The following is a 23,423-nucleotide window of genomic DNA, read 5'->3' on the forward strand; positions in this document are numbered from 1 at the left end:
AAGAATGACACCCCTCGTGCCGGGTTTATGCCTGACCGAATCTCAAAACAGGAAGTAACGCTGAGCCATCGGCAACACATCCGCTGGCTCGCACCAGAGCAAGACACCGTCGGCCTTAACCTGATAAGTCTGCGGATCGACGTCGATGTCCGGCAGGTAGTCGTTGTGAATCAGGTCGGTTTTCTGCACCTCGCGACAGCCTTTGACCACGGCGATTTTCTTCTTCAGGCCCAGGGCCTCGGGCAAACCCGCCTCCTGCGCGGCCTGGCTGATAAAGGTCAGGCTGGTGGCATGCAACGAGCCGCCGTAACTGGCGAACATCGGGCGGTAGTGCACCGGTTGCGGCGTTGGAATAGACGCGTTGGCGTCACCCATCAGGCTGGCCGCAATGGCACCGCCCTTGAGGATCAGCGTTGGCTTTACCCCGAAAAACGCTGGACGCCAGAGCACCAGATCCGCCCACTTGCCCACTTCGACCGAGCCCACTTCATGGCTGATCCCGTGGGTGATCGCCGGGTTGATGGTGTACTTGGCGATGTAGCGTTTGGCGCGGAAGTTGTCATTGCCTTCGCCATCTTGTGGCAGCGGACCGCGCTGCTTCTTCATTTTGTCGGCGGTCTGCCAGGTGCGCGTGATGACTTCGCCGACGCGGCCCATGGCCTGGCTGTCGGAGCTGATCATCGAGAAGGCACCGAGGTCATGCAGGATGTCTTCGGCAGCAATGGTTTCGCGGCGGATGCGGCTTTCGGCGAAGGCCACGTCTTCGGCAATGCTCGGGTCCAGGTGGTGGCAGACCATCAGCATGTCGAGGTGCTCGTCGATGGTGTTGCGGGTGAACGGCCGGGTCGGGTTGGTCGAGCTCGGCAGCACGTTGGCGAAACCGCAGGCCTTGATGATGTCCGGCGCATGACCGCCACCGGCACCTTCGGTGTGATAGGTGTGGATGGTGCGGCCCTTGAAGGCGGCGAGGGTGGTTTCGACGAAGCCGGACTCGTTGAGGGTGTCGGTGTGGATGGCGACCTGGACGTCGTATTGGTCGGCCACTGTCAGGCAGTTGTCGATGCTCGCGGGCGTGGTTCCCCAGTCTTCGTGCAACTTCAGGCCGATGGCGCCGGCCTTGACCTGTTCGATCAACGGCTCCGGCAGGCTGGCGTTGCCCTTGCCGGTGAGGCCGATGTTCATCGGGAACGCATCGGCGGCCTGGAGCATGCGCGCCAGGTGCCACGGCCCGGAGGTGCAGGTGGTGGCGTTGGTGCCGGTGGCCGGTCCCGTGCCGCCGCCGATCATGGTGGTGACGCCGCTCATCAGCGCTTCTTCGATCTGCTGCGGGCAGATGAAGTGGATATGGGTGTCAATGCCGCCGGCAGTGAGGATCATGCCTTCACCGGCGATCACTTCAGTGCTGGCGCCGACCGCGATGGTGACGTTGGGCTGGATGTCCGGGTTGCCGGCCTTGCCGATGGCGGCGATGCGCCCGTCCTTGAGGCCGACGTCGGCCTTGACGATGCCCCAGTGGTCGATGATCAGCGCGTTGGTGATCAGGGTATCGACCACCTCGGCGGCCAGCCGTTGGCTTTGGCCCTGGCCGTCGCGAATGACTTTGCCGCCGCCGAATTTCACTTCTTCGCCGTAGGTGGTGAAGTCCTGTTCCACTTCGATCCACAGCTCAGTGTCGGCCAGACGGACCTTGTCACCGACGGTGGGGCCGAACATGTCGGCGTAGGCTTGTCTTGAGATTTTCATGCGCTTGCCTTGAAAGTGAAGTGCGGTAGTCCGCGGTCCATTGTGGCGAGGGAGCTTGCTCCCGTTCGGCTGCGCAGCAGTCGTAAAATCTGCCGCTCCGCTTATTCAGATAGATCGCACCAGCTGTGTTGCGAGCGCTTCTCACTCGAGCGGGAGCAAGCTCCCTCGCCACAGGGTTTGCGTGTCAGTCGAGGTCGCCCATGATCCTGCCGGCAAACCCGAACACCCGGCGATGCCCGGCCAGGTCCACCAGCTCGACCTCGCGGCTCTGCCCCGGTTCGAAGCGCACTGCGGTGCCGGCGGGGATGTTCAGGCGCATGCCGCGGCTGGCGACGCGGTCGAAGGTCAGCGCGTCGTTGGTTTCGAAAAAGTGGTAATGCGAGCCGACCTGGATCGGCCGGTCGCCGCTGTTGGCCACCTTCAGGCTGACAGTGCGTCGGCCCACGTTAAGCTCGATGTCGCCGGGCTGGATCTGGTACTCACCGGGAATCATCACTGGGCTCCTTGGAGAATCTTGTAGTAGAGGGCGGTCGGTTTGTAGCGCCCGTTCGGGTCGCAGGCGTAGTCCGGAATTTCGCCGGCACGGGTGTAACCCAGGGCCTTGTAGAAGTCTTCGGCGGGGGAGCCGGCCTCGGTGTCGAGGTAGAGCATGCCGCGCTTGTGCTGGCGGGCGGCGAGCTCCAGGGCATGCATCAACTGCTGGCCCAGGCCGCGACGACGGGCGTGTTCACGCACCAGCAGTTTCTGCACTTCGGCGCGATTCAGCCCATTGGCTTTCTGGCACAGGTTCAGTTGCACACTGGCCTGCACCTGTTCGTCCTTGACCACCACCCACAGCAGCACGTTGCCTTTGTTCAGGTTGTCTTGGACTTCATCGAAATGGGCTCGGGCCTGGGTGGCGTCCAGATCCGCCATGAACCCGACGCTGGCGCCATAGCCGACGGCGTCGAGCAGCAGATCAATCAATCCCTGACGATAGTGCGCAAAGCTTTCAACATTGACGCGTCGCAGTTGGGCGGCGTTCATGGGGCATCACTCCTTGTGGGGATCGGGTGGCATTGCGCCCGGATCGAGGATCAGTTGCATGAAGGTCAGGTCCAGCCAGCGGCCGAACTTGGTACCCACCTGCGGCATTTGGCCGGTGACGACAAAACCGGCCCGATCGTGCAGCCGGATCGAGGCGCTATTACCGCTTTCGATGGCGGCGACCATCACGTGTTTGTTGCAGCCTTTGGCGCGCTCGATCAGCGCTGCCATCAGTTGCGGGCCGAGGCCATTGCCACGCTGGTCGTTGCGCACGTACACCGAGTGCTCGACCGTGTGGCGGAACCCGTCGAAGGGGCGCCAGTCACCGAATGAAGCGTAGCCGAGTACGTTGTCGTCGCCGTCGACGATTACCAGAATCGGATAGCCCTGGGCTTGCCGCGCGCTGAACCAGGCCTGGCGGTTGCCCAGGTCCACGGCCTGTTCGTTCCAGATCGCCGTGGTGTTGAGCACCGCGTCGTTGTAGATGTCGCGGATCGCCGGCAGATCGGCGTGCAGCGCATCGCGGATGTGGTAAGTCATGGCGCAGCCTCAGGCGATCGGTTGGTGAACGGTGACCAGTTTGGTGCCGTCGGGAAACGTCGCTTCGACCTGGATCTCCGGGATCATTTCCGGGATGCCTTCCATCACTTGCTCGCGGCTGAGCAGGGTGGTGCCGTAGTGCATCAGCTCGGCCACGGTCTGGCCGTCACGCGCGCCTTCGAGCAGCGCCGCGGAAATGTAGGCCATGGCCTCCGGGTAATTGAGTTTCACGCCGCGAGCCAAACGCCGCTCGGCCACGAGGCCGGCGGTGAAGATCAGCAGCTTGTCTTTTTCGCGTGGGGTCAGGTCCATCGTAGAAATCCATAATCGGCAGTTAAAGGTGTACTCAACCTGTAGGAGCGAGGCTTGCCCGCGAAGGGGACGCCTCGGTTTAACGGGAAGACCGCGTTATCGTTCTTCGCGGGCAAGCCTCGCTCCTACAGAGTGGATCGTGTTCAGGTGGCCCATATTCTGGGCGGAACGGCTTCGCGGCCGAGCAACGCAGGCCGAAGCAATCGCCATAAATCAATCAGCCAGCCCCGTGCCAACAACGCCTCGCTGGCCAGGCACCGGGCGACCAACAGCCCCGGTAGCTGCGTCAGATCCCCGCGCACCTCATTGGGCAGCGAGCGGCACTTCTCCAGCAATTCACTATCAATCTCTCCGGTCACCAGCAACGTCGCAAACACCGGTTGCCCATCCAGCCCGATCGGCGAGTCCAGCAAACCGTCATCCCCGGTAATGCGCTGGCGTTCGTGCCAGAGCAACTGGCCGTCGCGGCGGATATCCAGGTGGGCCTGGAAGTGCCCGAGGTCGAAGCGCTCGCCACTGGCCGGACGCCCCAGCGCTACCACGTCCCAGTAGAACAACCGGGCATCGCCCTCAAGATCAATGCTCGTGCTGAGTTCAGCCTGAGCGGCGCTGAAGATAATCGTCTCTTGCGGCAGCCACTCCAACGTAGCACCGGCGGCAACGCGCAAGTCGAGTTTCTGATAAGCCGGCCCGGCCGCGCGATACCACTTGGCAGCGCCGGGGCTGGTAATTTGCGCCCAGGCGTGCGTGCCGACGCTGGCCGAGATGTCCAGCCGATCACCGCCGGCAATCCCCCCCGGCGGGTGGACGATGATGTGCTGACACACCTCGGGGCCTTCGGCATACAAGTGCTTCTGCACCCGCAGCGGGCCTTGATGACGGCGCTGTACCGGGCGGGTGCTGGCGCCGAAACGGGCGTAGCCCAGCTCCAGCTCGGCATGCCAGCTCGGGGTAAACAGCGCAGTGGGGAGAGGTAAATTCATATCGTCTAATTTATCGTCAGAAGGCTGCAGGTTAGATCGTAACCAGCCCGCGCACACCTTCGGCTTCCATATTTTCGCCACGACCCTGCTGCACGATCTCGCCCCGGGACATCACCAGGTACTGATCGGCCAGCTCGGCGGCGAAATCGTAGAACTGCTCCACCAGCAAAATCGCCATGTCGCCACGGGCTGCGAGCTTTTTGATCACCGCGCCGATTTCCTTGATCACCGACGGCTGGATGCCTTCGGTGGGCTCATCGAGAATCAGCAGCCGTGGACGACTGGCCAATGCCCTGCCGATCGCCAGCTGCTGTTGCTGACCGCCGGACAAGTCACCGCCACGCCGTTGCTTCATTTGCAGCAGCACCGGGAACAGCTCGTAGATGAACGCCGGGACCTCTTTGGCTTCGGAACCCGGAAACCGCGACAGGCCCATCAGCAGGTTTTCTTCCACGGTCAGCCGGCCGAAGATTTCCCGGCCCTGAGGCACGTAGGCGATACCGGCATGCACCCGTTGGTGCGGCTTGAACGTGGTGATCGGTTTACCTTCCCAGTTCACCGCGCCCTCCTTGGCCGGCAGCAAACCCATCAGGCATTTGAGCAAGGTGGTCTTGCCCACGCCGTTGCGCCCCAGCAGGCAGGTGACTTCGCCGACCTTCACCTCAAACGTCAGGCCCCGCAGGATGTGGCTACCGCCGTAGTACTGGTGCAGCTTGTCGACTTGCAGCATCTTCAAATTCCTCTCATTCCCTGTAGGAGCGAGGCTTGCCCGCGAAGGGGACGCCACGGTTGAACTGAAACACCGCGTTATCGTTCTTCGCGGGCAAGCCTCGCTCCGACAAAGGCAAAATCATCGACCGAGGTAGACCTCGATCACCCGCTCATTGTCCTGCACCTGCTCCAGCGACCCTTCGGCCAGCACGCTGCCCTGGTGCAACACGGTGACGTGGTCGGCGATCGAGCCGACGAAGCCCATGTCGTGTTCCACCACCATCAGCGAATGCTTGCCGGCCAGGCGCTTGAACAGCTCGGCGGTGAATTCGGTTTCGGCGTCGGTCATGCCCGCCACCGGCTCGTCGAGCAACAGCAGTTGCGGGTCTTGCATCAGCAGCATGCCGATTTCCAGAAACTGCTTCTGCCCGTGAGACAACAACCCTGCCGGGCGATTGACCGAACTGGTCAGGCGAATGGTTTCCAGCACTTCACTGATGCGATCTTTTTGTTCACCACTCAGGCGAGCCCGCAAACTGGCCCACACCGACTTGTCGGTTTTCTGCGCCAGCTCCAGGTTTTCGAACACGCTCAGGGCTTCGAACACGGTTGGTTTCTGGAACTTGCGACCGATACCAGCCTGGGCGATCTGCACTTCGCTCATCTGCGTCAGGTCCAGGGTTTCGCCGAACCAGGCCTTGCCGTGGCTGGGGCGAGTCTTGCCGGTGATCACGTCCATCAACGTGGTCTTGCCCGCGCCGTTGGGGCCGATGATGCAGCGCAATTCGCCGACGCCGATGTACAGGTTCAGATTGTTGAGGGCCTTGAAACCATCGAAGCTGACGCTGATGTCTTCCAGGGTCAGGATGGTGCCGTGCCGCGTATTCAGGCCGGGGCCGACGCGTTGGCCGAGGCCGATGGCATCGCGGCTGCTACCGGCATCCTTGTTGGGCTGCGGTGGGAAAAAGGCCGGTTCGAGCATGAATTCAGCCGTTGCAGTGATCCTCATTGTTCACCCCTTTTCTTCAGCAGACCGATCACACCCTTAGGCAGATACAACGTCACGACGATGAACAGCGCGCCGAGGAAGAACAGCCAGTATTCCGGAAACGCCACGGTGAACCAGCTCTTCATCCCGTTGACCACGCCGGCACCCAGCAGCGGGCCGATCAGCGTGCCGCGCCCCCCCAAGGCAACCCAGACCGCCGCTTCGATCGAGTTGGTCGGCGACATTTCGCTCGGGTTGATGATTCCGACTTGCGGCACATACAGCGCCCCCGCCAGGCCACACAACACCGCACTCAACACCCAGACAAACAGCTTGAAGCCGCGCGGGTCGTAGCCGCAGAACATCAGGCGGTTCTCGGCATCGCGCAACGCGGTCAACACCCGGCCGAACTTGCTTTGCGCCAGACGCCAGCCGATGAACAGGCTCGCCACCAGCAACAGTACCGTGGCGAAAAACAACACCGCGCGAGTCCCCGGTTCCGTGATGCCAAACCCGAGAATGCTGCGGAAATTGGTGAAGCCATTGTTGCCGCCAAACCCGGTTTCGTTGCGGAAAAACAGCAGCATCCCGGCGAAGGTCAGGGCCTGGGTCATGATCGAGAAATACACGCCCTTGATCCGCGAGCGGAAGGCGAAGAAACCGAACACCAGCGCCAGCAATCCCGGCGCCAATATCACCAGGCACATGGCCCAGAGGAAGCTGCTGGTACCGGTCCAGTACCACGGCAATTCGGTCCACGACAGGAACGTCATGAACGCCGGCAAGCCGTCACCCGAGGCTTGGCGCATCAGGTACATGCCCATCGCATAACCGCCGAGGGCGAAGAACAGACCGTGACCGAGGGACAGGAGGCCGGCGTAGCCCCAGACCAGATCGAGGGCGAGGGCGACGATGGCGTAGCAAAGAATCTTGCCCACCAGTGTCAGCGTGTAGGCCGAGACGTGAAGCGCGCTGTCGGGCGATAACAACGACAGCAATGGCAACGCCAGTAGCAAAACCAGAATCACCGCGCCAACAGTGATGGTGACTTTGGGGCCGGCTTTTTTTGTCGCGGTAACGAGCAGAGGCTGGTTCATCAGTCGATCACCCGTCCTTTCAGTGCGAAGAGGCCTTGCGGACGTTTCTGGATGAACAGAATGATCAACGCGAGGATCAGGATCTTGCCGAGTACCGCACCGATCTGCGGTTCGAGAATCTTGTTGGCGATGCCCAGGCCGAACGCGGCCAGCACGCTGCCGGCCAATTGACCGACACCGCCGAGCACCACCACCAGGAACGAATCGATGATGTAGCTCTGGCCGAGGTCAGGGCCGACGTTGCCGATCTGGCTGAGCGCCACGCCACCGAGGCCGGCGATGCCCGAGCCTAAGCCGAAGGCGAGCATGTCCACGCGCCCGGTCGGCACCCCGCAGCACGCCGCCATGTTGCGGTTCTGGGTGACGGCGCGCACGTTCAAGCCAAGGCGCGTCTTGTTCAACAGCAGCCAGGTCAGCACCACCACAAACAAGGCAAACGCGATGATCACGATGCGGTTGTATGGCAGCACCAGGTTGGGCAGCACCTGAATCCCGCCCGACAACCATGCCGGGTTGGCCACTTCGACGTTCTGCGCGCCGAACACCAGCCGCACCAACTGGATCAGCATCAGGCTGATGCCCCACGTCGCGAGCAGGGTTTCCAGCGGGCGGCCGTAGAGGTGACGAATCACCGTGCGCTCCAGCGCCATGCCGATGGCGGCGGTAACGAAAAACGCCACCGGCAGCGCAATCAGCGGATAGAACTCGATGGCTTGTGGGGCGAAGCGCTGGAACATCAGCTGCACCACGTACGTCGAGTACGCGCCGAGCATCAACATCTCGCCGTGGGCCATGTTGATCACCCCGAGCAGGCCGAAGGTGATCGCCAAGCCCAATGCCGCGAGCAGCAGAATCGAACCCAGGGACATGCCACTGAAGGCCTGGCCGAGCATTTCGCCGATCAGCAATTTGCGTTTGACCTGGGCCAGGCTGGTTTCGGCGGCGGTGTGCACGCTGGCGTCGGCTTCGACGCCGGGTTCGAGCAAGCCTTCTAGGCGGGTGCGGGCCAGTGGGTCGCCGGTTTCACCGAGCAAACGCACGGCGGCGAGGCGCACGGCGGGGTCACTGTCGACCAGTTGCAGATTGGCCAAGGCCAGGCTCAGGGCGGCGTGAACAGTTTCGTCTTGTTCGCTGGTCAGCTGTTGGTCGAGGAATTTCAGCTGCGCCGGTTTGGCGCTTTTCTGCAATTGCTGCGCGGCGGTCAGACGGGTTTTGGCGTCGGCGGCGAGCAATTGGTGGCTGGCCAAAGCGGTGTCGATCAGACCCCGCAGGCGATTGTTCAGGCGCAGGGTTTTCGGTTGGCCATCGATGGTCAGCTCGCCTTGTTGCAGGGCGTTGATCAGTTCGATACGGGCCGGATCGGGCTGCGCGGCCCAGGCTTCCAGAAGCTTGGCTTGCTGCACGGGATTGGCCGCGACGAAGTCTTCGGCGTCGCCGGCGTGGGTGACCATCGGCAGTAACAGTGCGATGGCAAGGATCAAGCGGTAAAAGGCAGTGGGCATGTCAGTGTCCTTGCGCGGACTAAGTGTGGGAGCAAACTGTGTGGCGAGGGAGCTTGCTCCCGCTGGACTACGCAGTAGTCCCGTTTTTTGGGGCCGCTTCGCAGCCCAACGGGGGCAAGCCCCCTCACCACAAAGCCCGCTCACACAGGAGTTGTGTCGGGCCTGAGCTCCATGCTCAGGCCCCAGTGGCTCAGTTGCTCTTCACCGCATACTCCGGCTTCTTGTCGTTACCCGGGATGAACGGGCTCCACGGTTGGGCGCGGATCGGCCCTTCGGTCTGCCACACCACGTTGAACTGACCGTCGGCCTGAATCTCGCCGATCATCACTGGCTTGTGCAGGTGGTGGTTGGTCTTGTCCATGGTCAGGGTGTAGCCGGACGGTGCGGCAAAGGTCTGGCCGGCCAGGGCTTCGCGGACTTTGTCGACGTCGGTGGATTTGGCCTTCTCGGCGGCTTGCGCCCACATGTGGATGCCGACGTAAGTGGCTTCCATCGGGTCGTTGGTCACCGCTTTGTCGGCGCCCGGCAGGTTGTGTTTCTTGGCGTAGGCTTTCCAGTCATTGACGAACTTCTTGTTCACCGGGTTTTCCACCGACTCAAAGTAGTTCCACGCCGCGAGGTTGCCCACCAGCGGTTTGGTGTCGATGCCGCGCAATTCCTCTTCACCCACGGAGAACGCCACGACCGGTACGTCGGTGGCTTTCAGGCCCTGGTTGGCCAGCTCTTTATAGAACGGCACGTTGGAGTCGCCGTTGACGGTGGAGATGACCGCCGTCTTGCCACCGGCAGAGAATTTTTTGATGCTGGCTACGATGGTCTGGTAATCGCTGTGGCCGAACGGGGTGTAGACCTCTTCGATGTCCTTGTCCGCCACACCTTTGGAGTGCAGGAACGAGCGCAGGATCTTGTTGGTGGTGCGCGGGTAGACGTAGTCGGTGCCGAGCAGGAAGTAGCGCTTGGCGCTGCCGCCTTCTTCGCTCATCAGGTATTCCACTGCCGGGATCGCCTGCTGGTTGGGCGCCGCGCCGGTGTAGAACACGTTCGGCGACATCTCTTCGCCTTCGTATTGCACCGGGTAGAACAGCAGGCCGTTGAGCTCTTCGAACACCGGCAGCACCGATTTACGCGACACCGAGGTCCAGCAACCGAACACCACCGCCACTTTGTCCTGGGTCAGCAGCTGCCGGCCCTTTTCGGCGAACAGCGGCCAGTTCGATGCCGGGTCCACGACCACAGGCTCCAGCATCTTGCCGTTCACACCGCCCTTGGCGTTGATTTCGTCGATGGTCATCAACGCCATGTCTTTGAGCGAAGTTTCGGAGATCGCCATGGTGCCGGACAACGAATGCAGAATACCGACCTTGATGGTCTCGGCGGCCTGGACAGTCCAGGTCATGCCCATCGCGGCAATGCTTGCCGTGAGTGTGAAAGCCTTGATCAAACTGCGACGCTTCATTGTGCGATCTCCATGAACGTTAAAGTTTTTTATGGTTGGCAGATGCGGACGACTGAAGGCTGTTTTGCAAGGGCTGTGCCCGGTCGGGGACGGGCAAGGAAATGTCGTATTAGAGTGGTTGCGGGGTTTGCGTGACGCACCATGAAGGGACGGGGCTGGCGCGTTGGTGCGAGAAGATGCGCCACATTGGGGCGAAGAATTGCCCCAATGCCGGTCAGTTAAGGTAAAGGCGCTGTGAATACAAAACCTGTGGCGAGGGGGCTTGCCCCCGTTGGGTCGCGAAGCGGCCCCAAAACCTGCAACTGCGGTGTATCGGGTGCACCGCGTGCAATGGTTTTACGACTGCTTCGCAGCCGAACGGGGGCAAGCCCCCTCGCCACAAAGGCTCGTTCCCAAAGAGTGGGGGGGCTATGCCGGGTCGACGTTATCCAGCGCCCGGTTCACCGCCAGCTCCGCCAGCATGATGCTCTGTTGAATCGCCAGCGCCGTGTAGCGCTGCGGGGCGGTCAGGTCGTTGGCGAAATCGCTGGCCAGGACACTCGCCGTGGCTAACGATTCGTAGGCGTGGGCCAGCAGGCTTTCGGTATCCATATTCGGTGCGACGATGAACATGGTGCTGGGGCGGCGGGGTTTTTCGGTGTAGGGCGCCGGGGGATCGAGATAGTAGTCGAGGGCGCGTTTTATGGCTTCGCGATCCTTGAGTAATTCTTCGTTGCGCGAGACTTCGGCGTTGGGGGTGGTGGTGTTGAAGGGTGGGTCGGGAATTAATTTGTCCATTGAAAAATTTCTCCAGCGTTGGAGCCCCCACTTGCCGCTTCTCACACGGGAAGAGGTGGCAGCTATGTGCGAGGTGAGAAGACCGGTTATGGACACCCGGCCGGACCGAAGTCCGCCCGCACACAGCCGCCATAACACATTTGCAGGCAGCTAATAGCTGGCGGCGATTATGCGTGTACAGACACTGGATGACCATAAGTTGCCGGGCTTCTCACACCCGATCGCTGAGTTGTCAGCGACAGCCAAAGACTAGAGAGCCCGCTTCCGACGGACAACCTGAAAGATGCGTGGGAAAGGTCTGCGTTCTGATACATCCGTTAAACATTCAAAGCGGAGCGCGGAGCGTCCCCGGCGGTATTCCCACGCAGGAGCGTGGGAACGATCACCCTGTGGGAGCGGTGAGTCAGCGCCGGCGCATAAGACCGATGAAGAACAGCCCGCCAATCGCGGCGGTGGCGACGCCGATGGGCAGGTCTTCCGGGGCGATCAGGGTGCGTGCGGCTACGTCGACCCAGACCAGGAACAGGCTGCCCAACAACACGCACACCGGCAGTAACCGTCGATGCTCGGCCCCCACCAACCGTCGTGCAATGTGCGGCACCATCAACCCGACAAAACCAATCGAGCCGCTGATGGACACCAACACCCCGGTCATCAATGAGGCAATCAAAAACACCCGCAGCCGCACGGTGCGGGCATTGAGGCCCAGGGTCACGGCGGTCTGCTCGCCGGCCATCAACGCATTCAACGGCCGGGCCATGCCCAGCAACAACACCAACCCGAGCAACACACTCGCGGCGGGCACGGCGAGCAATTCCCAACGCGCCAGCCCGAGGCCGCCGAGCATCCAGAACATCACCGCCGAACTGGCGCGATGGTCGCCCAGAAACAGCAGCAGGTTGGCGATCGCCATCATCACGAACGACACCGCGACACCGCACAGCAGCAGCCGATCACTGTCCAGCCGCCCATGACGGTTGGCGATCATCAGCACGACCAGCATGCTCAGCAGCGCGCCGATGAACGCCGCGATGGGCAAGGTCAGCAGGCCGACGATTTCACCGACATGCAACACCACGATCACCGCGCCGAGGGTCGCGCCGGAGGTCACGCCCAACAAGTGCGGATCGGCCAATGGATTGCGCGTCACCGCTTGCAGCACCGCACCGATCAGCGCCAGGCCGGCGCCCACCAGCGCGCCGAGCAACATGCGCGGCACGCGGATCAGCCAGACGATGTGTTCCTGGCCGGCCGTCCAGTTCTGCTCGCCAACACCGAACGCCTTGTGCAGCAGAATCCGCCACACCACGTCCACTGGCACCCGCGCCGGGCCAAAACCCAGCGACACCACACACGACATCAGCAACAGCACGCCGAGGCCGATCAGCAACAAGGCATAGCGACGGTCGATCATTCGCCGTGGAAACCCTTGGCCAGGGTTTCGACCGCCAGCACGTTGTCGATCCCCGGGGTGGCCTGTACGTAAGGAATGACGATGAAGCGCTGGTTCTTGATCGCGTCCACCGATTGCAGGGCCTGGTTGTTCAGCAAAAACTGCTCCTTCTGTTCAGCGGTGACTTCGCCGTAATCGACGATCACGATCACCTGCGGATTGCGCTCGACCACGTTTTCCCAGTTGACCCGGGTCCAGCTCGCCTCGACATCATCGAGAATGTTGCGCCCGCCGGCCGCGTCGATCAGCGCCTGCGGCATGCCCAGGCGCCCGGAGGTCATGGCCCGGTCTTCACCGCTGTCGTAGAGAAATACCCGAGGCTTCTCCGTCGGCAGATCCTGGCGCACCTCGGCGACTTGCGCCTGCATCCGGGCGATCACGGCATTGGCCCGATCCTGCACGTCGAAGATTTTGCCGAGGTTGCGCAGGTCGTTGTAGGTGTCTTCCAGGCTCGCGGGTGGGCGCTTCATCACGAACGCGCAGGACTCGGTGAGTTCGTAGACGTTGATCCCCAGTGGTTGCAGGGTTTGCGGCGTGAGGTCACCACCGACGCGCATGCCGTAGTCCCAACCGGCGAAGAAGAAATCGACGTTGGCGTTGAGCAGGGTTTCCACCGACGGGTACTTGGCTGCCAGCTCCGGCAAGCCATCGAGGATGGTTTGCATTTGGGGCGTCACCGATTTCCATCCGGTCACGCCGCTGTAGCCGGCCATCCTGGGTTTGAGACCGAGGGCGAGCATCATCTGGGTCATGTTGATGTCATGGCTGACCGCGTGTTTCGGCGCTTGCTTGAAGGTCACTGCGCGGTTGCAACTCTGGACAGTCAGCGGGTATTTCGTGGCCTCGGCGAAGGCATGGGCACTGCCCAGCAACAACGCGACGCAAAGCAGGGAACGCAAAGTCATGGTTGGGTTATCCAGGTGATTCGTGGGTAGCCGTGCAAGGGATGGTCATCGATCAGGGCGTCGACGCCGAACACGTTGTGCAAAAGGTGTGTGGTCAGGACTTCTTTGGGGGTGCCACTGGCCACGATGCGACCGTGATGGATCACGTACAGCCGATCGCAGAAGGCTGCCGCCAGATTGAGGTCGTGGATGCTCGCCAATGTGCCGATCTGCAGGCGTTTGACCAGTTGCAGCAGTTCCAGTTGATAGCGCGGGTCGAGGTGGTTGGTCGGCTCATCGAGGATCAGCAATTGCGGTTGCTGGGCCAGGGCGCGGGCGAGGATCACCCTCTGCTTTTCACCGCCGGACAGGGTGGCGAAGGCGTGGTCTTCGAAGCCTTTGAGGCCGACCGATTCGAGGGCTTGGGTTGCGAGCTTCCGGTCTTCGAGAGTATCGCCATCGAACAGACCTTTGTGCGGCGTGCGGCCCATGGCGACCACTTCATCGACGGTCAGACCGAAGGCGTCGGGAAACTCCTGCAACACCACCGCGATGCGTTGCGCGCACCAGCGGGAGGATTGCTTCCAGACGTTGTGATGGTCGAGCTTGACCTCGCCACTCTCGGGTTTGCTGAAGCGATAGGCGCACCGCAGCAGGCTGGTCTTGCCGCTGCCGTTAGGGCCGATCAACCCGACGAACTCACCGGCAGCCACGTGCAAGGAGGCGTCACGCAGCTGGAACTGGTGATGGCAGTGGCCGTGGCCCAGGGGTGTCCAGGCGAGGTTGGTGAGGTTCAGCGAGGTCATTTCATTCCTGATGATCGTTCAAGCCAGCACACAACCTGTGGCGAGGGAGCTTGCTCCCGCTCGGCTGCGCAGCAGTCGTAAAACCCTACAACGCGGTATACCCTCAGAAACCGCGGCGTCAGGTTTGGGGTTGCTGCGCAACCCAGCGGGAGCAAGCTCCCTCGCCACAAAAACTTGGCGGTTTGCCAAGGATTCAATGCTGGCCCGCATTGTATTGGCTTTACGCGTACGCGTATCTCGCCTGTTTCATGATGAAGGTGAGGTGGATTCAATTTGCCGGCCCAGGCGCGACAGCAGCCCCCAATCCAATAGCCACACGACAACCAGCGAAGCCCCCACCAACGGAAACATCACCGCCAGGGCGAACATGATGACCGTTGCGGTTTTCCATTTCGGCAGGTCGTGACGCAAGGGTGGCACACCGAACTTGCCCTGTGGCCGACGCTTCCACCAGATCACCACGCCGCTGACGGCGCTGAGCAAAATCATCAGGCAGATCAGCAGCACGATGATCTGATTGAACGGGCCGAACATCTTGCCTTCGTGCAGCATCACGCCGACCTCCGTGGCGCGGGCGACGTTGCTGTAATGCTGCCAGCGCACGTCGGCGAGGACGTCGCCGGTGTACTGGTCGACGTGCAGGGTGGCGTCGTTGCGCGGGTCGTCGGCGAACACCGCGATGGTGAACACACCGGTCGCGGTGGTCGGGAAGGTAATGCTGTAGCCAGGCTCGACCTTGCGCTGCACGGCAATGTTTTGCACGTCTTGCAGGCTGATGGTCGGCGCCGCCGGGCCGGTTTGCGTGCTGGCGTGAGCCATGTGTTCGGCATGGTCGCCAGACATTGGCATCGGCGTGTTTTCCATGGCCCACGGCACGGTCTGGCGTGTGGCGCTGTTGAGGCTGCGGGCCTCGACGTCGGACTTGGGCACGTCATTCCACATGGCGACCGGAAAGCGGTTCCAGAGGTCGGCGTATTGCTTGCCCCAGAAGCCGGTCCAGGTCATGCCGCTGAGCAGCATCACCAGCAAAAGCGCCGCCCCCCATAAGCCAGTCACTGCGTGCAGATCACGCCACAGCACGCGGCCGCGACTGTTCAAACGGGGCCAGAGAATGCCGGCGCGCTGGCCACGCGGCCACCACAAAAATACCCCGGAGACCACCAACACCACACCCCAACCGGCGGCCAGCTCCACCAGCCGATCACCGACGGTGCCGATCATCAACTCGCCGTGAATCGAGCGTGCGAGCGCCTGCAGATTGTTCTTCGCGTCTTGCTCGCCGAGGATGTCGCCGTGGTACGGATCGATGAACACGTTCAGTTCATGACCTTCATTGATCACCACAAATTGCGCGCTGCGTTCGGCGTTCACTGGCGGCAGGTATTGTTTGATCTGGCCTTGTGGATACGCCTCTTTTACCCGCTTGAGCAGGTCATCGGCGGCCACGGTGTGATGACCGGCCGGGACGTTCAGCAGGCTGCCGTACATCAACGGATCGAGTTGCGGTTTGAACAGATAGACGATGCCGGTCAGGGCCAGCATCACCATGAACGGCGCGACGAACAGGCCGGCGTAGAAATGCCAACGCCAGGCCAGGTTGTAGAAATTCGGTTTGGGCTGTTTCACTTCGAGTGCTCCGCTAGGCTTGGATCTTTTGTCATTGTCTGGTAACTGCTGCGCAGTCATTCGCGGGCAAACCCGCTCCCACGGCGGTGTTGAAGCTGTGGGGGCGGGCTTGCCCGCGATGCTCTTAGAAGCTCATGTCGACCTTGGTCCAGAGCGTGCGCCCCGGTTCGTTGATGGCTTGCGGATCATTGGCCGGGAAGCCGAAACCGGCGTTACCGGCCAGGTTCAGGTGTTCGGCGTAGGCCTTGCCGAACAAGTTGTCGACGCCGCTGCTGACCTTCCAGTTCTTGTTGATCCGGTACGCGCCGTTGAGCGAGAACACGCCGAACCCCGAGCTTTTGTCGAAGTCTTTGCCGACCACGTTGCCCTTGTTCCGGTCGATGCGGTTTTGCGCCGCGACCACCCGCCACAAGGCGCCGGCGCTCCAGTTGTCTTCGCTGTAGGTCAGGCCGAAGCGCGCATCCAGCGGTGGCATCTGCGGCAGGGCGCTGCCGTCGCTGCTGTTCTTGCCCCAGGCGTAGGCCAGGGTTGCATCGGCTTTCCAGTTGGTCGTCAGTTTGTAGGCCGCACCGAGTTCGCCGCCCATGATTCGCGCGTCGATGTTCTCGGCTTGCGAGGTCATGCCCATCATCCCCGGTGTGTAGTTGAACAGGATGTAGTCACGCACCTGCCCGACATATCCCGAGGCCCAGGCTTCGAGGTCGGCGGTCTTGTATTGCAGGCCGAAGTCGAGCTGGGTGGTTTTCTCCGGCTTGATCGCGTCGAACGCATTCACCGAACCGGCAGGGCCGGACTTGGGTGAAAACAGCTCCCAGTAATCCGGGAAACGCTGGGCATGGCCGAGTCCCGCATACAGCGTGGTCGGGCTGTCGGCCAGATCATGCTCGTAACGCACGAAACCGCTGGGCAGGGTGTCGGCGCGGGTGTCGTCGGCGGTCGGGTTGGGGCGGGCCATCATCCCGGAGCCGATGGTCTGCCGATAATCCTTGGCCGAAGCACGGTCCAGTCGTGCGCCGGTGATCAGCCGATCACGGTCGGCGGGGTACCAGGTCAGTTCGCTGAACACGCCGTAGTTGTGGAAGTCGGCGTCCTTGTTGCGCGGCACATCCTTGTAGGCGTCGACGCCCATGGCGCTGCGTTGGCGGTGTTCGTTGGTTTGCGCGTCCAGGCCACTGATCAGTTGCACATCGGCCCAGCGCCAGGTGGCTTTGATCCGCGCGCCGAGGGTTCGGCGATCGACATTGGAGGCTATGGGACCGGCCATCATCCCGGTGCCGGACGGCGTGCGCAGGGTGTAATTGTCCATCACGTGGTCGGCGTAGTTGTAGTAGACCTGCGCCTCGACCTTATCCAGCACTTCACCGATGTTCGACTGCTCGAAGCGCAGGCCCAGGCTTTCGCGCAAGAACTGCGAACCGTCCATGCCACGCCCGGCGTAACGGGCTTCGCCGTCGCCCTTGCCGGCAGTCAATTCCAGCAGGGTGTCGGCGTTCGGCGTCCAGCCCAGCGCTATATCACCGTTCCATTTGTCGTAGCGCGAGGGCACGGTGTCGTTGTTGCCGTCCTTGTAGTCATCGGAGTGCGCGGTGTTGCCGATCACGCGCACGTAACCCAGCGGCCCGCCAGCGGCGGCGTCCACCACTTTGTCGAAGCGGCCGTTGGAGCCGGCCAATACGCTGGCATTCACCCGGGTGCCGAGTTCGCCGAAGCTTTCCGGCTCCCGGTCGAACAGGATGGTGCCGGCCGATGCGCCGGGGCCCCAGAGCACGGTTTGCGGGCCTTTGATCACGGTGAGTTTGTCGTAGGTTTCCGGTGAGATGTACGAGGTCGGCGCGTCCATCCGGCCGGGGCAGGCGCCGAGCATCATGCTGCCGTTGGTGAGGATATTCAGGCGCGAACCGAACATGCCGCGCAGCACCGGGTCGCCGTTGGTGCCGCCGTTGCGCACCAGCGCGAAGCCGGGGATGGTCTTCAGGTAATCACCACCGTCGCTGGCCGGCACCGGTTGGCGCGGCTCCTTGGGGTTGGTGACGACGGTCAGCGGCGAGCTCGGCGCGATGGCGGTGATCACCGTCGGGCTCAGTTCTTCGGTGTGGCCGGCGTGTTCATCGGCCAGCACCATTGGCGTCAGCAACAAGCCGCAAAGAGCAGCGGTGGCGTGCCTGAAGCGAACGCGGGATGGGTTCAGGGCAAAAAAAGCCTGGGCAGCGCCCAAACGTGTGTCAGCAGAAAACCTGGACATGAAAATTTCCATCGAACAGTCGTAAACGACACGGCCGGCAGCCGACGCAAATTCCTGTAGGAGCGAGCTTTTGTGGCGAGGGAGCTTGCTCCCGCTGGGCTGCGCAGCGGCCCCTTTTGTGAGTGCTGCGCACTCAGGCGGGAGCAAGCTCCCTCGCCACAAAAAAATCGCCCCCACAGGTTGCTTGGGTTGACTTGCGGACCGTGTGGGATCGGAGGTAGGTGTTTACGCGGCGATGGGCGGGGCGCGTGTGCGGGCGCCAGGAAAGAAGGTTTGCCGGGCGTGGCCCAGGCGGGTGGCGGGTGTGGTGAAGGTGGTGGCGGGCGGGGTGTCGAACGCGGTGAATGAAGTGCCACCGGTGAGTGCCGGGCAATTGAACAGCAGGCTGCAATAGCCGCATTTTTCCCACAGCGCGTGATGCTCGGCTGTCGGCCGGCAGTGTTCGGCGGCGGGTTGTGCGTCGTGGTCGGCGTGCTCCATTGCCGACATGTCCGAGCCCATGTCCATCGACATGTTCATGGACATGCCTATCGCCATGCTCGAAGCAGCCGCGCGCGAATCCATCGGCATCGACTGAGAAATCAGTGGGCCGATAAAGATCATCAGCATGGCGAACAGGCTGATCCAGCTGCCGCGGGTCAGGCTCATTGGCTGACGGCGGCGCACGGATGGCCTGGCGCTATGCGGGCGCATAGGCGTTTTCAACGGGGGCGATTATTGGGCGTGCATGTGCGCTTGCATGCTGTCCGGCGCCTTTTTCTGCACCGAGACCTCGACCGTTACATCACCGGACTTCTCGAAGTGCAGGGTCAGCGGGAAGCGTTTGCCGTCGCTCAACAGGCTGCGGTCTCTGAGCTCCAGCAGCATCACGTGGTACGCCATCGGGGCGAAGGTGACTTCGCCGCCAGCCGGGATTTCGACGTCGGGCACTTGCTGCATTTTCATCAGATCGTTTTGCATCACATGTTCGTGCAACTCGGCCTTGCCGGATATTGGCGATCCGACGCTGAGCAGCCGATCAGCGGTTTTGCCGCTGTTGTGAATCACGAAGTACGCGGCGACGGTGGGCGCGTTGGGCGGCAACTCCTGCGACCACGGATGGGCGATCTCAAGTTCGCCAATCTTGTATTCGTGGGCATTGGCAAAACAGGCAGGCAGCAGCAACACAGCCAGGACGATGAGTTTGTTCAACATGGCAGTTCTCCAGAATGATTCAAAACGCAGGTCAATTGCGAGAAGGAATCACACCAGAGGGGACGCGCGGGGGTTGAGGCTAGGCCATTGCTGGCGCGGTGTCGGTGTGTCGAGCGTGGCAGGCGGCACGCTTCGATTGGCCTCGAATCGCGCGTAATACAACTGCGGCGTATGCCCCGGCAACGCCACCAACGGCGCGGAGCCCGAGCAACACCAGCAATGCTGCATGTTGGAATGATCGTCGTTCTGCGGGGCTTTCTGCTCGATGTCACCCAGGGAAATCGCCACCAGCTTCGTGCCGCTGGAAGAGCAGAAACTGCCCCACAGCAACTGTTCGGCCGGCGATTTCGCCGTTTGGGCCATCGCTCCGGACATCGGCATGGCGAGCATGTTGAACAGCACTGCAAAGCAGGCGATCCAGGCAAATGCGAGCCGTTGTCGGGACATGGGACAGATCCGTTTGAGTGGGCGATCAGGCGCGGCTATTTAGCCTGATCAGGGGCGATAAGTAAAAAGACCGCGTGCGGTGTGGTGTCGCAGCGAGTCAGTCAGCATATCGAGCAGCCGGCGTGCAAGCTCAGCCTCGCCGTTTTGAAAGAGTGTAGCGACTTCGACTCTTAATGCCTGAGCGAATTGAGGGGCACTTTGGATTCTTGCCCGGATTGTGTGTTTGACATCTCTGAGCGCTACACGATTGAAGCTTCCATCGCCCGGGTCTTCCTCTTCGCAGGCCTTGATGTAGTGCCACATATCGGCAGACGTCAGGAGAAACTCAGTGATATCGAAGCGAGTGAATTTTTCAGTCATCCGCCATTTCCCGTTACATGGGTGGGGCTTGAAATATGGGGGTTGGGTTGTGAGCCCACAAGTCAGTCGATTTGGATGATGTTGTGCGTTAGGTCCGATGGATATGTAGGGGATTGCGCATTTTATGTAGCAGCTGCCGAAGGCTGCGTTCGGCTGCGTAGCGGTCGTGATCCCATGCGCCGCAGTCAACCTGGCAGACCGTGGTGTTTGATTTTACGACTGCTGCGCAGCCGAACGCAGGCTTCGCCAGCTGCTACCAGTTTTGTGTGAGGGCCGTTAAAACCTCAGTCACCGCCCCAAACTCCCGCTCAACCCCCGGCAACACCGGCCGCTTCAACACCAGCACCGGCACTCCACGTTCCCGCGCCACTTCCAGCTTCGGCTCGGTGGCGGTGCTGCCACTGTTCTTGCTGATCAGCACATCGATCTGCCGACGTTCGAACAGCTCACGTTCATCCTCGATCAGAAACGGCCCACGGGCGCCGATCACTTCGCAGCGCGCGTTGCCCGGATAAACGTCCAGTGCACGCAACGTCCAGAATTGCTCCGACGGGATTTCGTGCAGGTGCTGCAATGGCTCGCGACCGAGGGTGAACAGCGGTCGGCGAAAGGGTTTCAGCGCTTCGATCAGCTCGGCCCAGTCGCTGACTTCGCGCCAGTCATCTGCGGCTTGTGGCTGCCAGGCCGGACGGCGCAAGGCCCAACAGGCAATGCCGCTCAACTTCGCGGCGGTGGCGGCGTTGTGGCTGATGCGGGCCGCGTAGGGGTGGGTCGCATCCAGCAGCAGGTCAATGCCTTCGTCACGAATGAACTGCGCCAGACCTTCGGCGCCGCCATAGCCGCCAACGCGGACCTGACAGTTCAGATCCGTCGGCACCCGACCGACACCGGCCAGGCTATAGATGTGCTCCGGCCCCAGGGTTCGGGCGATGGCCAATGCCTCAGTGACGCCGCCGAGCAACAACACGCGCTTCATTGAACAACTCCCGCATGGCCGACAATCCCGCCCTGGCGATCGATGGCGAACACTTCGACCTGAACCTGCGCCGGCACCACGCTGCGGGCAAAGTCGAGGGCGTGCTGGCACACCGCGTCGCCGAGGGCGATCCCGGCGGCGCTGGCCATGGCCAAGGCTTGTTGACTGGTATTGGCATCGCGGATCGCCTGTTGCAATGCTTCATCCGCACCGACCGCCGCGGCCCATTCGGCCAGTTGCGGCAGGTCGATGCTTGAATGCCGACTGTGCAAATCCATGTGCCCGGCTGCCAGTTTGCTGATCTTGCCGAAGCCGCCGCACAGGCTGAGTTTTTCCACAGGTACTTTACGCAAGTGCTTGAGCACCGCGCCGACGAAGTCGCCCATTTCGATCAGGGCGATTTCCGGCAAGTCGTAAACCCGGCGCATGGTGTCTTCGCTGGCGTTGCCAGTGCACGCGGCGATGTGCAGGTAACCGTTGGTTTTGGCGACGTCGATGCCCTGGTGGATCGAGGCAATGTAGGCGGCGCAGGAGAATGGCCGGACGATGCCGCTGGTGCCGAGGATCGACAAGCCGCCGAGAATGCCCAGCCGCGGGTTCATGGTCTTCAGCGCCAGGGCTTCGCCGTCCTCGACGTTTACCGTGACCTCGAAGCCGCCCTGGTAATTCAGTTCCTCGGCCAGCAACGTCAGGTGATCAGTGATCATCTTGCGCGGCACCGGGTTGATCGCCGGTTCGCCGACGTTCAGCACCAGCCCTGGCCGGGTGACGGTGCCGACGCCACGGCCGGCGCTGAAGCGGATACCCGGTTCGCTGTGCAGGCGCACCTGGGAAAACAGCAGGGCGCCGTGGGTCACGTCGGGGTCGTCGCCGGCGTCCTTGATCGTTCCGGCTTCGGCGCCGTCGTCCGTCAGTCGACAGAATTCCAGGCGCATTTGCACCCGTTTGCCTTTGGGCAGAATGATCTCGACGGCGTCCGCTTCCACGCCGCCGAGCAGCAGGCGGGCGGCCGCGAGGCTGGTGGCGGTGGCGCAGCTGCCGGTGGTCAGGCCGCTGCGCAGCGGGGCGGGTTGTTCGGCGGTTTCGTCACGCATCGAGGGGTTTCGTCACGTCCAGCAAGGTAATCGGCAGCGCCTGACGCCAGGTATCGAACTCGCCCAGCGGTTGCGCCTGGGCGACGTGAATGCGGGTCAGCTCACCGCCATGCCGTTCACGCCAGGCCATCAAGGTCACTTCGCTCTGCAGTGTCACAGCGTTGGCGATCAACCGGCCGCCGGGTTTGAGTTGCGCCCAGCAAGTATCGAGCACGCCCTCACGAGTGACGCCACCGCCGATGAAAATCGCGTCCGGGCGTTCGAGTCCGCTCAGGGCTTGCGGCGCACTGCCGCGAATCAATTGCAGGCCGGGAACGCCCAGGGCATCGCGGTTGTGTTCAATCAACGCCTGCCGTCCCTCATCCGCTTCGATGGCCAGCGCCCGGCAACTCGGGTGAGCGCGCATCCATTCGATGCCGATCGAGCCGCTGCCGGCGCCGACGTCCCACAGCAGTTCGCCGGGGATCGGGGCGAGGCGAGAAAGGGTGATGGCGCGCACGTCGCGTTTAGTCAGTTGGCCGTCGTGCTGGAAGGCTGAGTCTGGCAGGCCGGCCAGGCGCGACAGGCGCGGCGTGTTGGGTTCAGCGATGCATTCGATGGCGATCAGGTTCAGATCGGCGATCGCCGGGTCGCTCCAGTCGTTGGCAGCGCCCTCGATGCGCCGTTCGGCTTCGCCGCCCAGATGTTCCAGCACGGTCAGGCGACTCGGCCCGAAACCGCGTTCACGCAGCAGCGCCGCGATGGCCGCCGGACTCTGGCCGTCGTTGCTCAACACCAGCAAGCGCACACCACTGAACAAATGAGCGTTGAGCGCGGCGACGGGACGGGCGACCACCGACAGTGTCACCACATCCTGCAACGGCCAGCCCAGGCGAGCGGCCGCCAGAGACACGGAGGATGGGGCGGGCAGGATCAGCATTTCTGCGCCGGGCAGTTGCCGCACCAGGCTGGCACCGACGCCAAAGAACATCGGGTCGCCGCTGGCCAGCACGCAAACCGGCTCGCCCCGCAGCGCCAATAGGGGTTCAAGGGAGAATGGACTGGGCCAGAGCTGGCGCTCGCCGCGAATGCACACGGGCAACAAATCCAGTTGCCGTTGGCCGCCGAATATCCGCGAAGCGCCCAGCAGGGCGCGACGGGCGTTCTTGCCCAGCCCCTTGAAGCCGTCTTCACCGATACCTACTACTGTCAGCCAGGGCGACATCT

General features: G+C 62.3%; 24 protein-coding genes. All 24 read right to left on the reverse strand.

Translation table 11 applies throughout. From position 1 onward, the window contains the following. Positions 1 to 42: 42 nt before the first annotated feature. Positions 43 to 1,743 carry an urease subunit alpha gene (ureC, locus tag AC07VO_RS05215; RefSeq protein ID WP_086944061.1) on the reverse strand — a complete coding sequence of 567 codons (1,701 nt, stop codon included), beginning with the start codon at positions 1,741 to 1,743 and terminating at the stop codon, positions 43 to 45. A gap of 184 nt (positions 1,744 to 1,927) precedes the next feature. Beyond that, the gene (locus AC07VO_RS05220) at positions 1,928 to 2,236 is read right to left on the reverse strand and encodes an urease subunit beta (protein ID WP_018928453.1); all 309 of its coding nucleotides are present in this window, start codon (positions 2,234 to 2,236) and stop codon (positions 1,928 to 1,930) included. Beyond that, positions 2,236 to 2,769, reverse strand: coding sequence for a GNAT family N-acetyltransferase (locus AC07VO_RS05225; protein WP_018928452.1), 534 nt, complete (start codon positions 2,767 to 2,769; stop codon positions 2,236 to 2,238). Before AC07VO_RS05225 ends, AC07VO_RS05220 begins: the two co-directional genes overlap by 1 nt. A 6-nt stretch (positions 2,770 to 2,775) precedes the next feature. Beyond that, entirely contained in the window at positions 2,776 to 3,309 is a 534-nt protein-coding gene (locus AC07VO_RS05230; protein ID WP_018928451.1) for a GNAT family N-acetyltransferase, read from the reverse strand. 9 nt (positions 3,310 to 3,318) lie between these two features. Beyond that, positions 3,319 to 3,621: an urease subunit gamma gene (gene ureA, locus AC07VO_RS05235; RefSeq protein WP_007937143.1), complete on the reverse strand. Its 303-nt coding sequence runs from the start codon at positions 3,619 to 3,621 to the stop codon at positions 3,319 to 3,321. A 143-nt stretch (positions 3,622 to 3,764) separates the two neighbouring features. Beyond that, a complete protein-coding gene (locus AC07VO_RS05240; RefSeq protein WP_086944060.1) occupies positions 3,765 to 4,604 on the reverse strand; it encodes an urease accessory protein UreD in 840 nt (279 codons plus the stop codon). Positions 4,605 to 4,635: 31 nt separating this feature from the next. Next, on the reverse strand, positions 4,636 to 5,334 hold the full coding sequence (gene urtE, locus AC07VO_RS05245) for an urea ABC transporter ATP-binding subunit UrtE (protein ID WP_019582243.1): 699 nt from the start codon (positions 5,332 to 5,334) through the stop codon (positions 4,636 to 4,638). Positions 5,335 to 5,454: 120 nt separating this feature from the next. Then, a complete protein-coding gene (gene urtD, locus AC07VO_RS05250) occupies positions 5,455 to 6,324 on the reverse strand; it encodes an urea ABC transporter ATP-binding protein UrtD (RefSeq protein WP_018928448.1) in 870 nt (289 codons plus the stop codon). Further along, entirely contained in the window at positions 6,321 to 7,400 is a 1,080-nt protein-coding gene (urtC, locus tag AC07VO_RS05255; protein WP_086944059.1) for an urea ABC transporter permease subunit UrtC, read from the reverse strand. Before urtC ends, urtD begins: the two co-directional genes overlap by 4 nt. Further along, positions 7,400 to 8,902 (reverse strand): urea ABC transporter permease subunit UrtB, encoded by a 1,503-nt coding sequence (gene urtB, locus AC07VO_RS05260; protein ID WP_086944058.1) that lies wholly within the window; start codon positions 8,900 to 8,902, stop codon positions 7,400 to 7,402. Before urtB ends, urtC begins: the two co-directional genes overlap by 1 nt. Positions 8,903 to 9,092: 190 nt before the next feature. Continuing rightward, positions 9,093 to 10,358, reverse strand: a complete 1,266-nt coding sequence (gene urtA, locus AC07VO_RS05265; RefSeq protein WP_019650644.1) for an urea ABC transporter substrate-binding protein — start codon at positions 10,356 to 10,358, stop codon at positions 9,093 to 9,095. Positions 10,359 to 10,766: 408 nt separating this feature from the next. Continuing rightward, on the reverse strand, positions 10,767 to 11,135 hold the full coding sequence (locus tag AC07VO_RS05270; RefSeq protein ID WP_064616046.1) for a DUF6124 family protein: 369 nt from the start codon (positions 11,133 to 11,135) through the stop codon (positions 10,767 to 10,769). A 403-nt stretch (positions 11,136 to 11,538) separates the two neighbouring features. Beyond that, positions 11,539 to 12,549 carry a FecCD family ABC transporter permease gene (locus AC07VO_RS05275; protein WP_086944057.1) on the reverse strand — a complete coding sequence of 337 codons (1,011 nt, stop codon included), beginning with the start codon at positions 12,547 to 12,549 and terminating at the stop codon, positions 11,539 to 11,541. Further along, positions 12,546 to 13,493, reverse strand: coding sequence for an ABC transporter substrate-binding protein (locus AC07VO_RS05280; RefSeq protein ID WP_086944056.1), 948 nt, complete (start codon positions 13,491 to 13,493; stop codon positions 12,546 to 12,548). Before AC07VO_RS05280 ends, AC07VO_RS05275 begins: the two co-directional genes overlap by 4 nt. Further along, on the reverse strand, positions 13,490 to 14,278 hold the full coding sequence (locus AC07VO_RS05285) for an ABC transporter ATP-binding protein (protein ID WP_019582251.1): 789 nt from the start codon (positions 14,276 to 14,278) through the stop codon (positions 13,490 to 13,492). Before AC07VO_RS05285 ends, AC07VO_RS05280 begins: the two co-directional genes overlap by 4 nt. A 246-nt stretch (positions 14,279 to 14,524) precedes the next feature. Further along, on the reverse strand, positions 14,525 to 15,904 hold the full coding sequence (locus AC07VO_RS05290; protein WP_086944055.1) for a PepSY-associated TM helix domain-containing protein: 1,380 nt from the start codon (positions 15,902 to 15,904) through the stop codon (positions 14,525 to 14,527). A gap of 124 nt (positions 15,905 to 16,028) precedes the next feature. Continuing rightward, the gene (locus AC07VO_RS05295; protein ID WP_192350768.1) at positions 16,029 to 18,146 is read right to left on the reverse strand and encodes a TonB-dependent copper receptor; all 2,118 of its coding nucleotides are present in this window, start codon (positions 18,144 to 18,146) and stop codon (positions 16,029 to 16,031) included. 225 nt (positions 18,147 to 18,371) lie between these two features. Further along, on the reverse strand, positions 18,372 to 18,839 hold the full coding sequence (locus AC07VO_RS05300) for a DUF2946 domain-containing protein (RefSeq protein ID WP_086944053.1): 468 nt from the start codon (positions 18,837 to 18,839) through the stop codon (positions 18,372 to 18,374). A gap of 21 nt (positions 18,840 to 18,860) precedes the next feature. Beyond that, complete coding sequence (locus AC07VO_RS05305; protein ID WP_086944052.1) at positions 18,861 to 19,340, reverse strand: copper chaperone PCu(A)C; 480 nt, start codon at positions 19,338 to 19,340, stop codon at positions 18,861 to 18,863. Positions 19,341 to 19,388: 48 nt separating this feature from the next. Beyond that, positions 19,389 to 19,787 (reverse strand): DUF2946 domain-containing protein, encoded by a 399-nt coding sequence (locus AC07VO_RS05310; protein ID WP_019582256.1) that lies wholly within the window; start codon positions 19,785 to 19,787, stop codon positions 19,389 to 19,391. A 48-nt stretch (positions 19,788 to 19,835) separates the two neighbouring features. Then, the gene (locus tag AC07VO_RS05315) at positions 19,836 to 20,147 is read right to left on the reverse strand and encodes a hypothetical protein (protein ID WP_086944051.1); all 312 of its coding nucleotides are present in this window, start codon (positions 20,145 to 20,147) and stop codon (positions 19,836 to 19,838) included. A 253-nt stretch (positions 20,148 to 20,400) separates the two neighbouring features. Further along, the gene (locus AC07VO_RS05320; protein ID WP_086944050.1) at positions 20,401 to 21,123 is read right to left on the reverse strand and encodes a cobalt-precorrin-6A reductase; all 723 of its coding nucleotides are present in this window, start codon (positions 21,121 to 21,123) and stop codon (positions 20,401 to 20,403) included. Next, entirely contained in the window at positions 21,120 to 22,217 is a 1,098-nt protein-coding gene (locus AC07VO_RS05325) for a cobalt-precorrin-5B (C(1))-methyltransferase (protein ID WP_086944049.1), read from the reverse strand. Before AC07VO_RS05325 ends, AC07VO_RS05320 begins: the two co-directional genes overlap by 4 nt. Then, entirely contained in the window at positions 22,210 to 23,421 is a 1,212-nt protein-coding gene (gene cbiE / locus AC07VO_RS05330) for a precorrin-6y C5,15-methyltransferase (decarboxylating) subunit CbiE (protein WP_086944048.1), read from the reverse strand. The genes AC07VO_RS05325 and cbiE overlap by 8 nt, the downstream gene beginning before the upstream one ends. Positions 23,422 to 23,423: the final 2 nt, after the last annotated feature.

The organism is Pseudomonas sp. GW821-FHT03E01, assembly GCF_059420765.1.

Excerpts from the sequence above, each read along its gene's own strand:
- ureC (WP_086944061.1), bottom strand. The coding sequence starts at position 1,743 with ATGAAAATCTCAAGACAAGCCTACGCCGACATGTTCGGCCCCACCGTC.
- AC07VO_RS05220 (WP_018928453.1), bottom strand. The coding sequence starts at position 2,236 with ATGATTCCCGGTGAGTACCAGATCCAGCCCGGCGACATCGAGCTTAAC.
- AC07VO_RS05225 (WP_018928452.1), bottom strand. The coding sequence starts at position 2,769 with ATGAACGCCGCCCAACTGCGACGCGTCAATGTTGAAAGCTTTGCGCAC.
- AC07VO_RS05230 (WP_018928451.1), bottom strand. The coding sequence starts at position 3,309 with ATGACTTACCACATCCGCGATGCGCTGCACGCCGATCTGCCGGCGATC.
- ureA (WP_007937143.1), bottom strand. The coding sequence starts at position 3,621 with ATGGACCTGACCCCACGCGAAAAAGACAAGCTGCTGATCTTCACCGCC.
- AC07VO_RS05240 (WP_086944060.1), bottom strand. The coding sequence starts at position 4,604 with ATGAATTTACCTCTCCCCACTGCGCTGTTTACCCCGAGCTGGCATGCC.
- urtE (WP_019582243.1), bottom strand. The coding sequence starts at position 5,334 with ATGCTGCAAGTCGACAAGCTGCACCAGTACTACGGCGGTAGCCACATC.
- urtD (WP_018928448.1), bottom strand. The coding sequence starts at position 6,324 with ATGAGGATCACTGCAACGGCTGAATTCATGCTCGAACCGGCCTTTTTC.
- urtC (WP_086944059.1), bottom strand. The coding sequence starts at position 7,400 with ATGAACCAGCCTCTGCTCGTTACCGCGACAAAAAAAGCCGGCCCCAAA.
- urtB (WP_086944058.1), bottom strand. The coding sequence starts at position 8,902 with ATGCCCACTGCCTTTTACCGCTTGATCCTTGCCATCGCACTGTTACTG.
- urtA (WP_019650644.1), bottom strand. The coding sequence starts at position 10,358 with ATGAAGCGTCGCAGTTTGATCAAGGCTTTCACACTCACGGCAAGCATT.
- AC07VO_RS05270 (WP_064616046.1), bottom strand. The coding sequence starts at position 11,135 with ATGGACAAATTAATTCCCGACCCACCCTTCAACACCACCACCCCCAAC.
- AC07VO_RS05275 (WP_086944057.1), bottom strand. The coding sequence starts at position 12,549 with ATGATCGACCGTCGCTATGCCTTGTTGCTGATCGGCCTCGGCGTGCTG.
- AC07VO_RS05280 (WP_086944056.1), bottom strand. The coding sequence starts at position 13,493 with ATGACTTTGCGTTCCCTGCTTTGCGTCGCGTTGTTGCTGGGCAGTGCC.
- AC07VO_RS05285 (WP_019582251.1), bottom strand. The coding sequence starts at position 14,278 with ATGACCTCGCTGAACCTCACCAACCTCGCCTGGACACCCCTGGGCCAC.
- AC07VO_RS05295 (WP_192350768.1), bottom strand. The coding sequence starts at position 18,146 with ATGTCCAGGTTTTCTGCTGACACACGTTTGGGCGCTGCCCAGGCTTTT.
- AC07VO_RS05300 (WP_086944053.1), bottom strand. The coding sequence starts at position 18,839 with ATGCGCCCGCATAGCGCCAGGCCATCCGTGCGCCGCCGTCAGCCAATG.
- AC07VO_RS05305 (WP_086944052.1), bottom strand. The coding sequence starts at position 19,340 with ATGTTGAACAAACTCATCGTCCTGGCTGTGTTGCTGCTGCCTGCCTGT.
- AC07VO_RS05310 (WP_019582256.1), bottom strand. The coding sequence starts at position 19,787 with ATGTCCCGACAACGGCTCGCATTTGCCTGGATCGCCTGCTTTGCAGTG.
- AC07VO_RS05315 (WP_086944051.1), bottom strand. The coding sequence starts at position 20,147 with ATGACTGAAAAATTCACTCGCTTCGATATCACTGAGTTTCTCCTGACG.
- AC07VO_RS05320 (WP_086944050.1), bottom strand. The coding sequence starts at position 21,123 with ATGAAGCGCGTGTTGTTGCTCGGCGGCGTCACTGAGGCATTGGCCATC.
- AC07VO_RS05325 (WP_086944049.1), bottom strand. The coding sequence starts at position 22,217 with ATGCGTGACGAAACCGCCGAACAACCCGCCCCGCTGCGCAGCGGCCTG.
- cbiE (WP_086944048.1), bottom strand. The coding sequence starts at position 23,421 with ATGTCGCCCTGGCTGACAGTAGTAGGTATCGGTGAAGACGGCTTCAAG.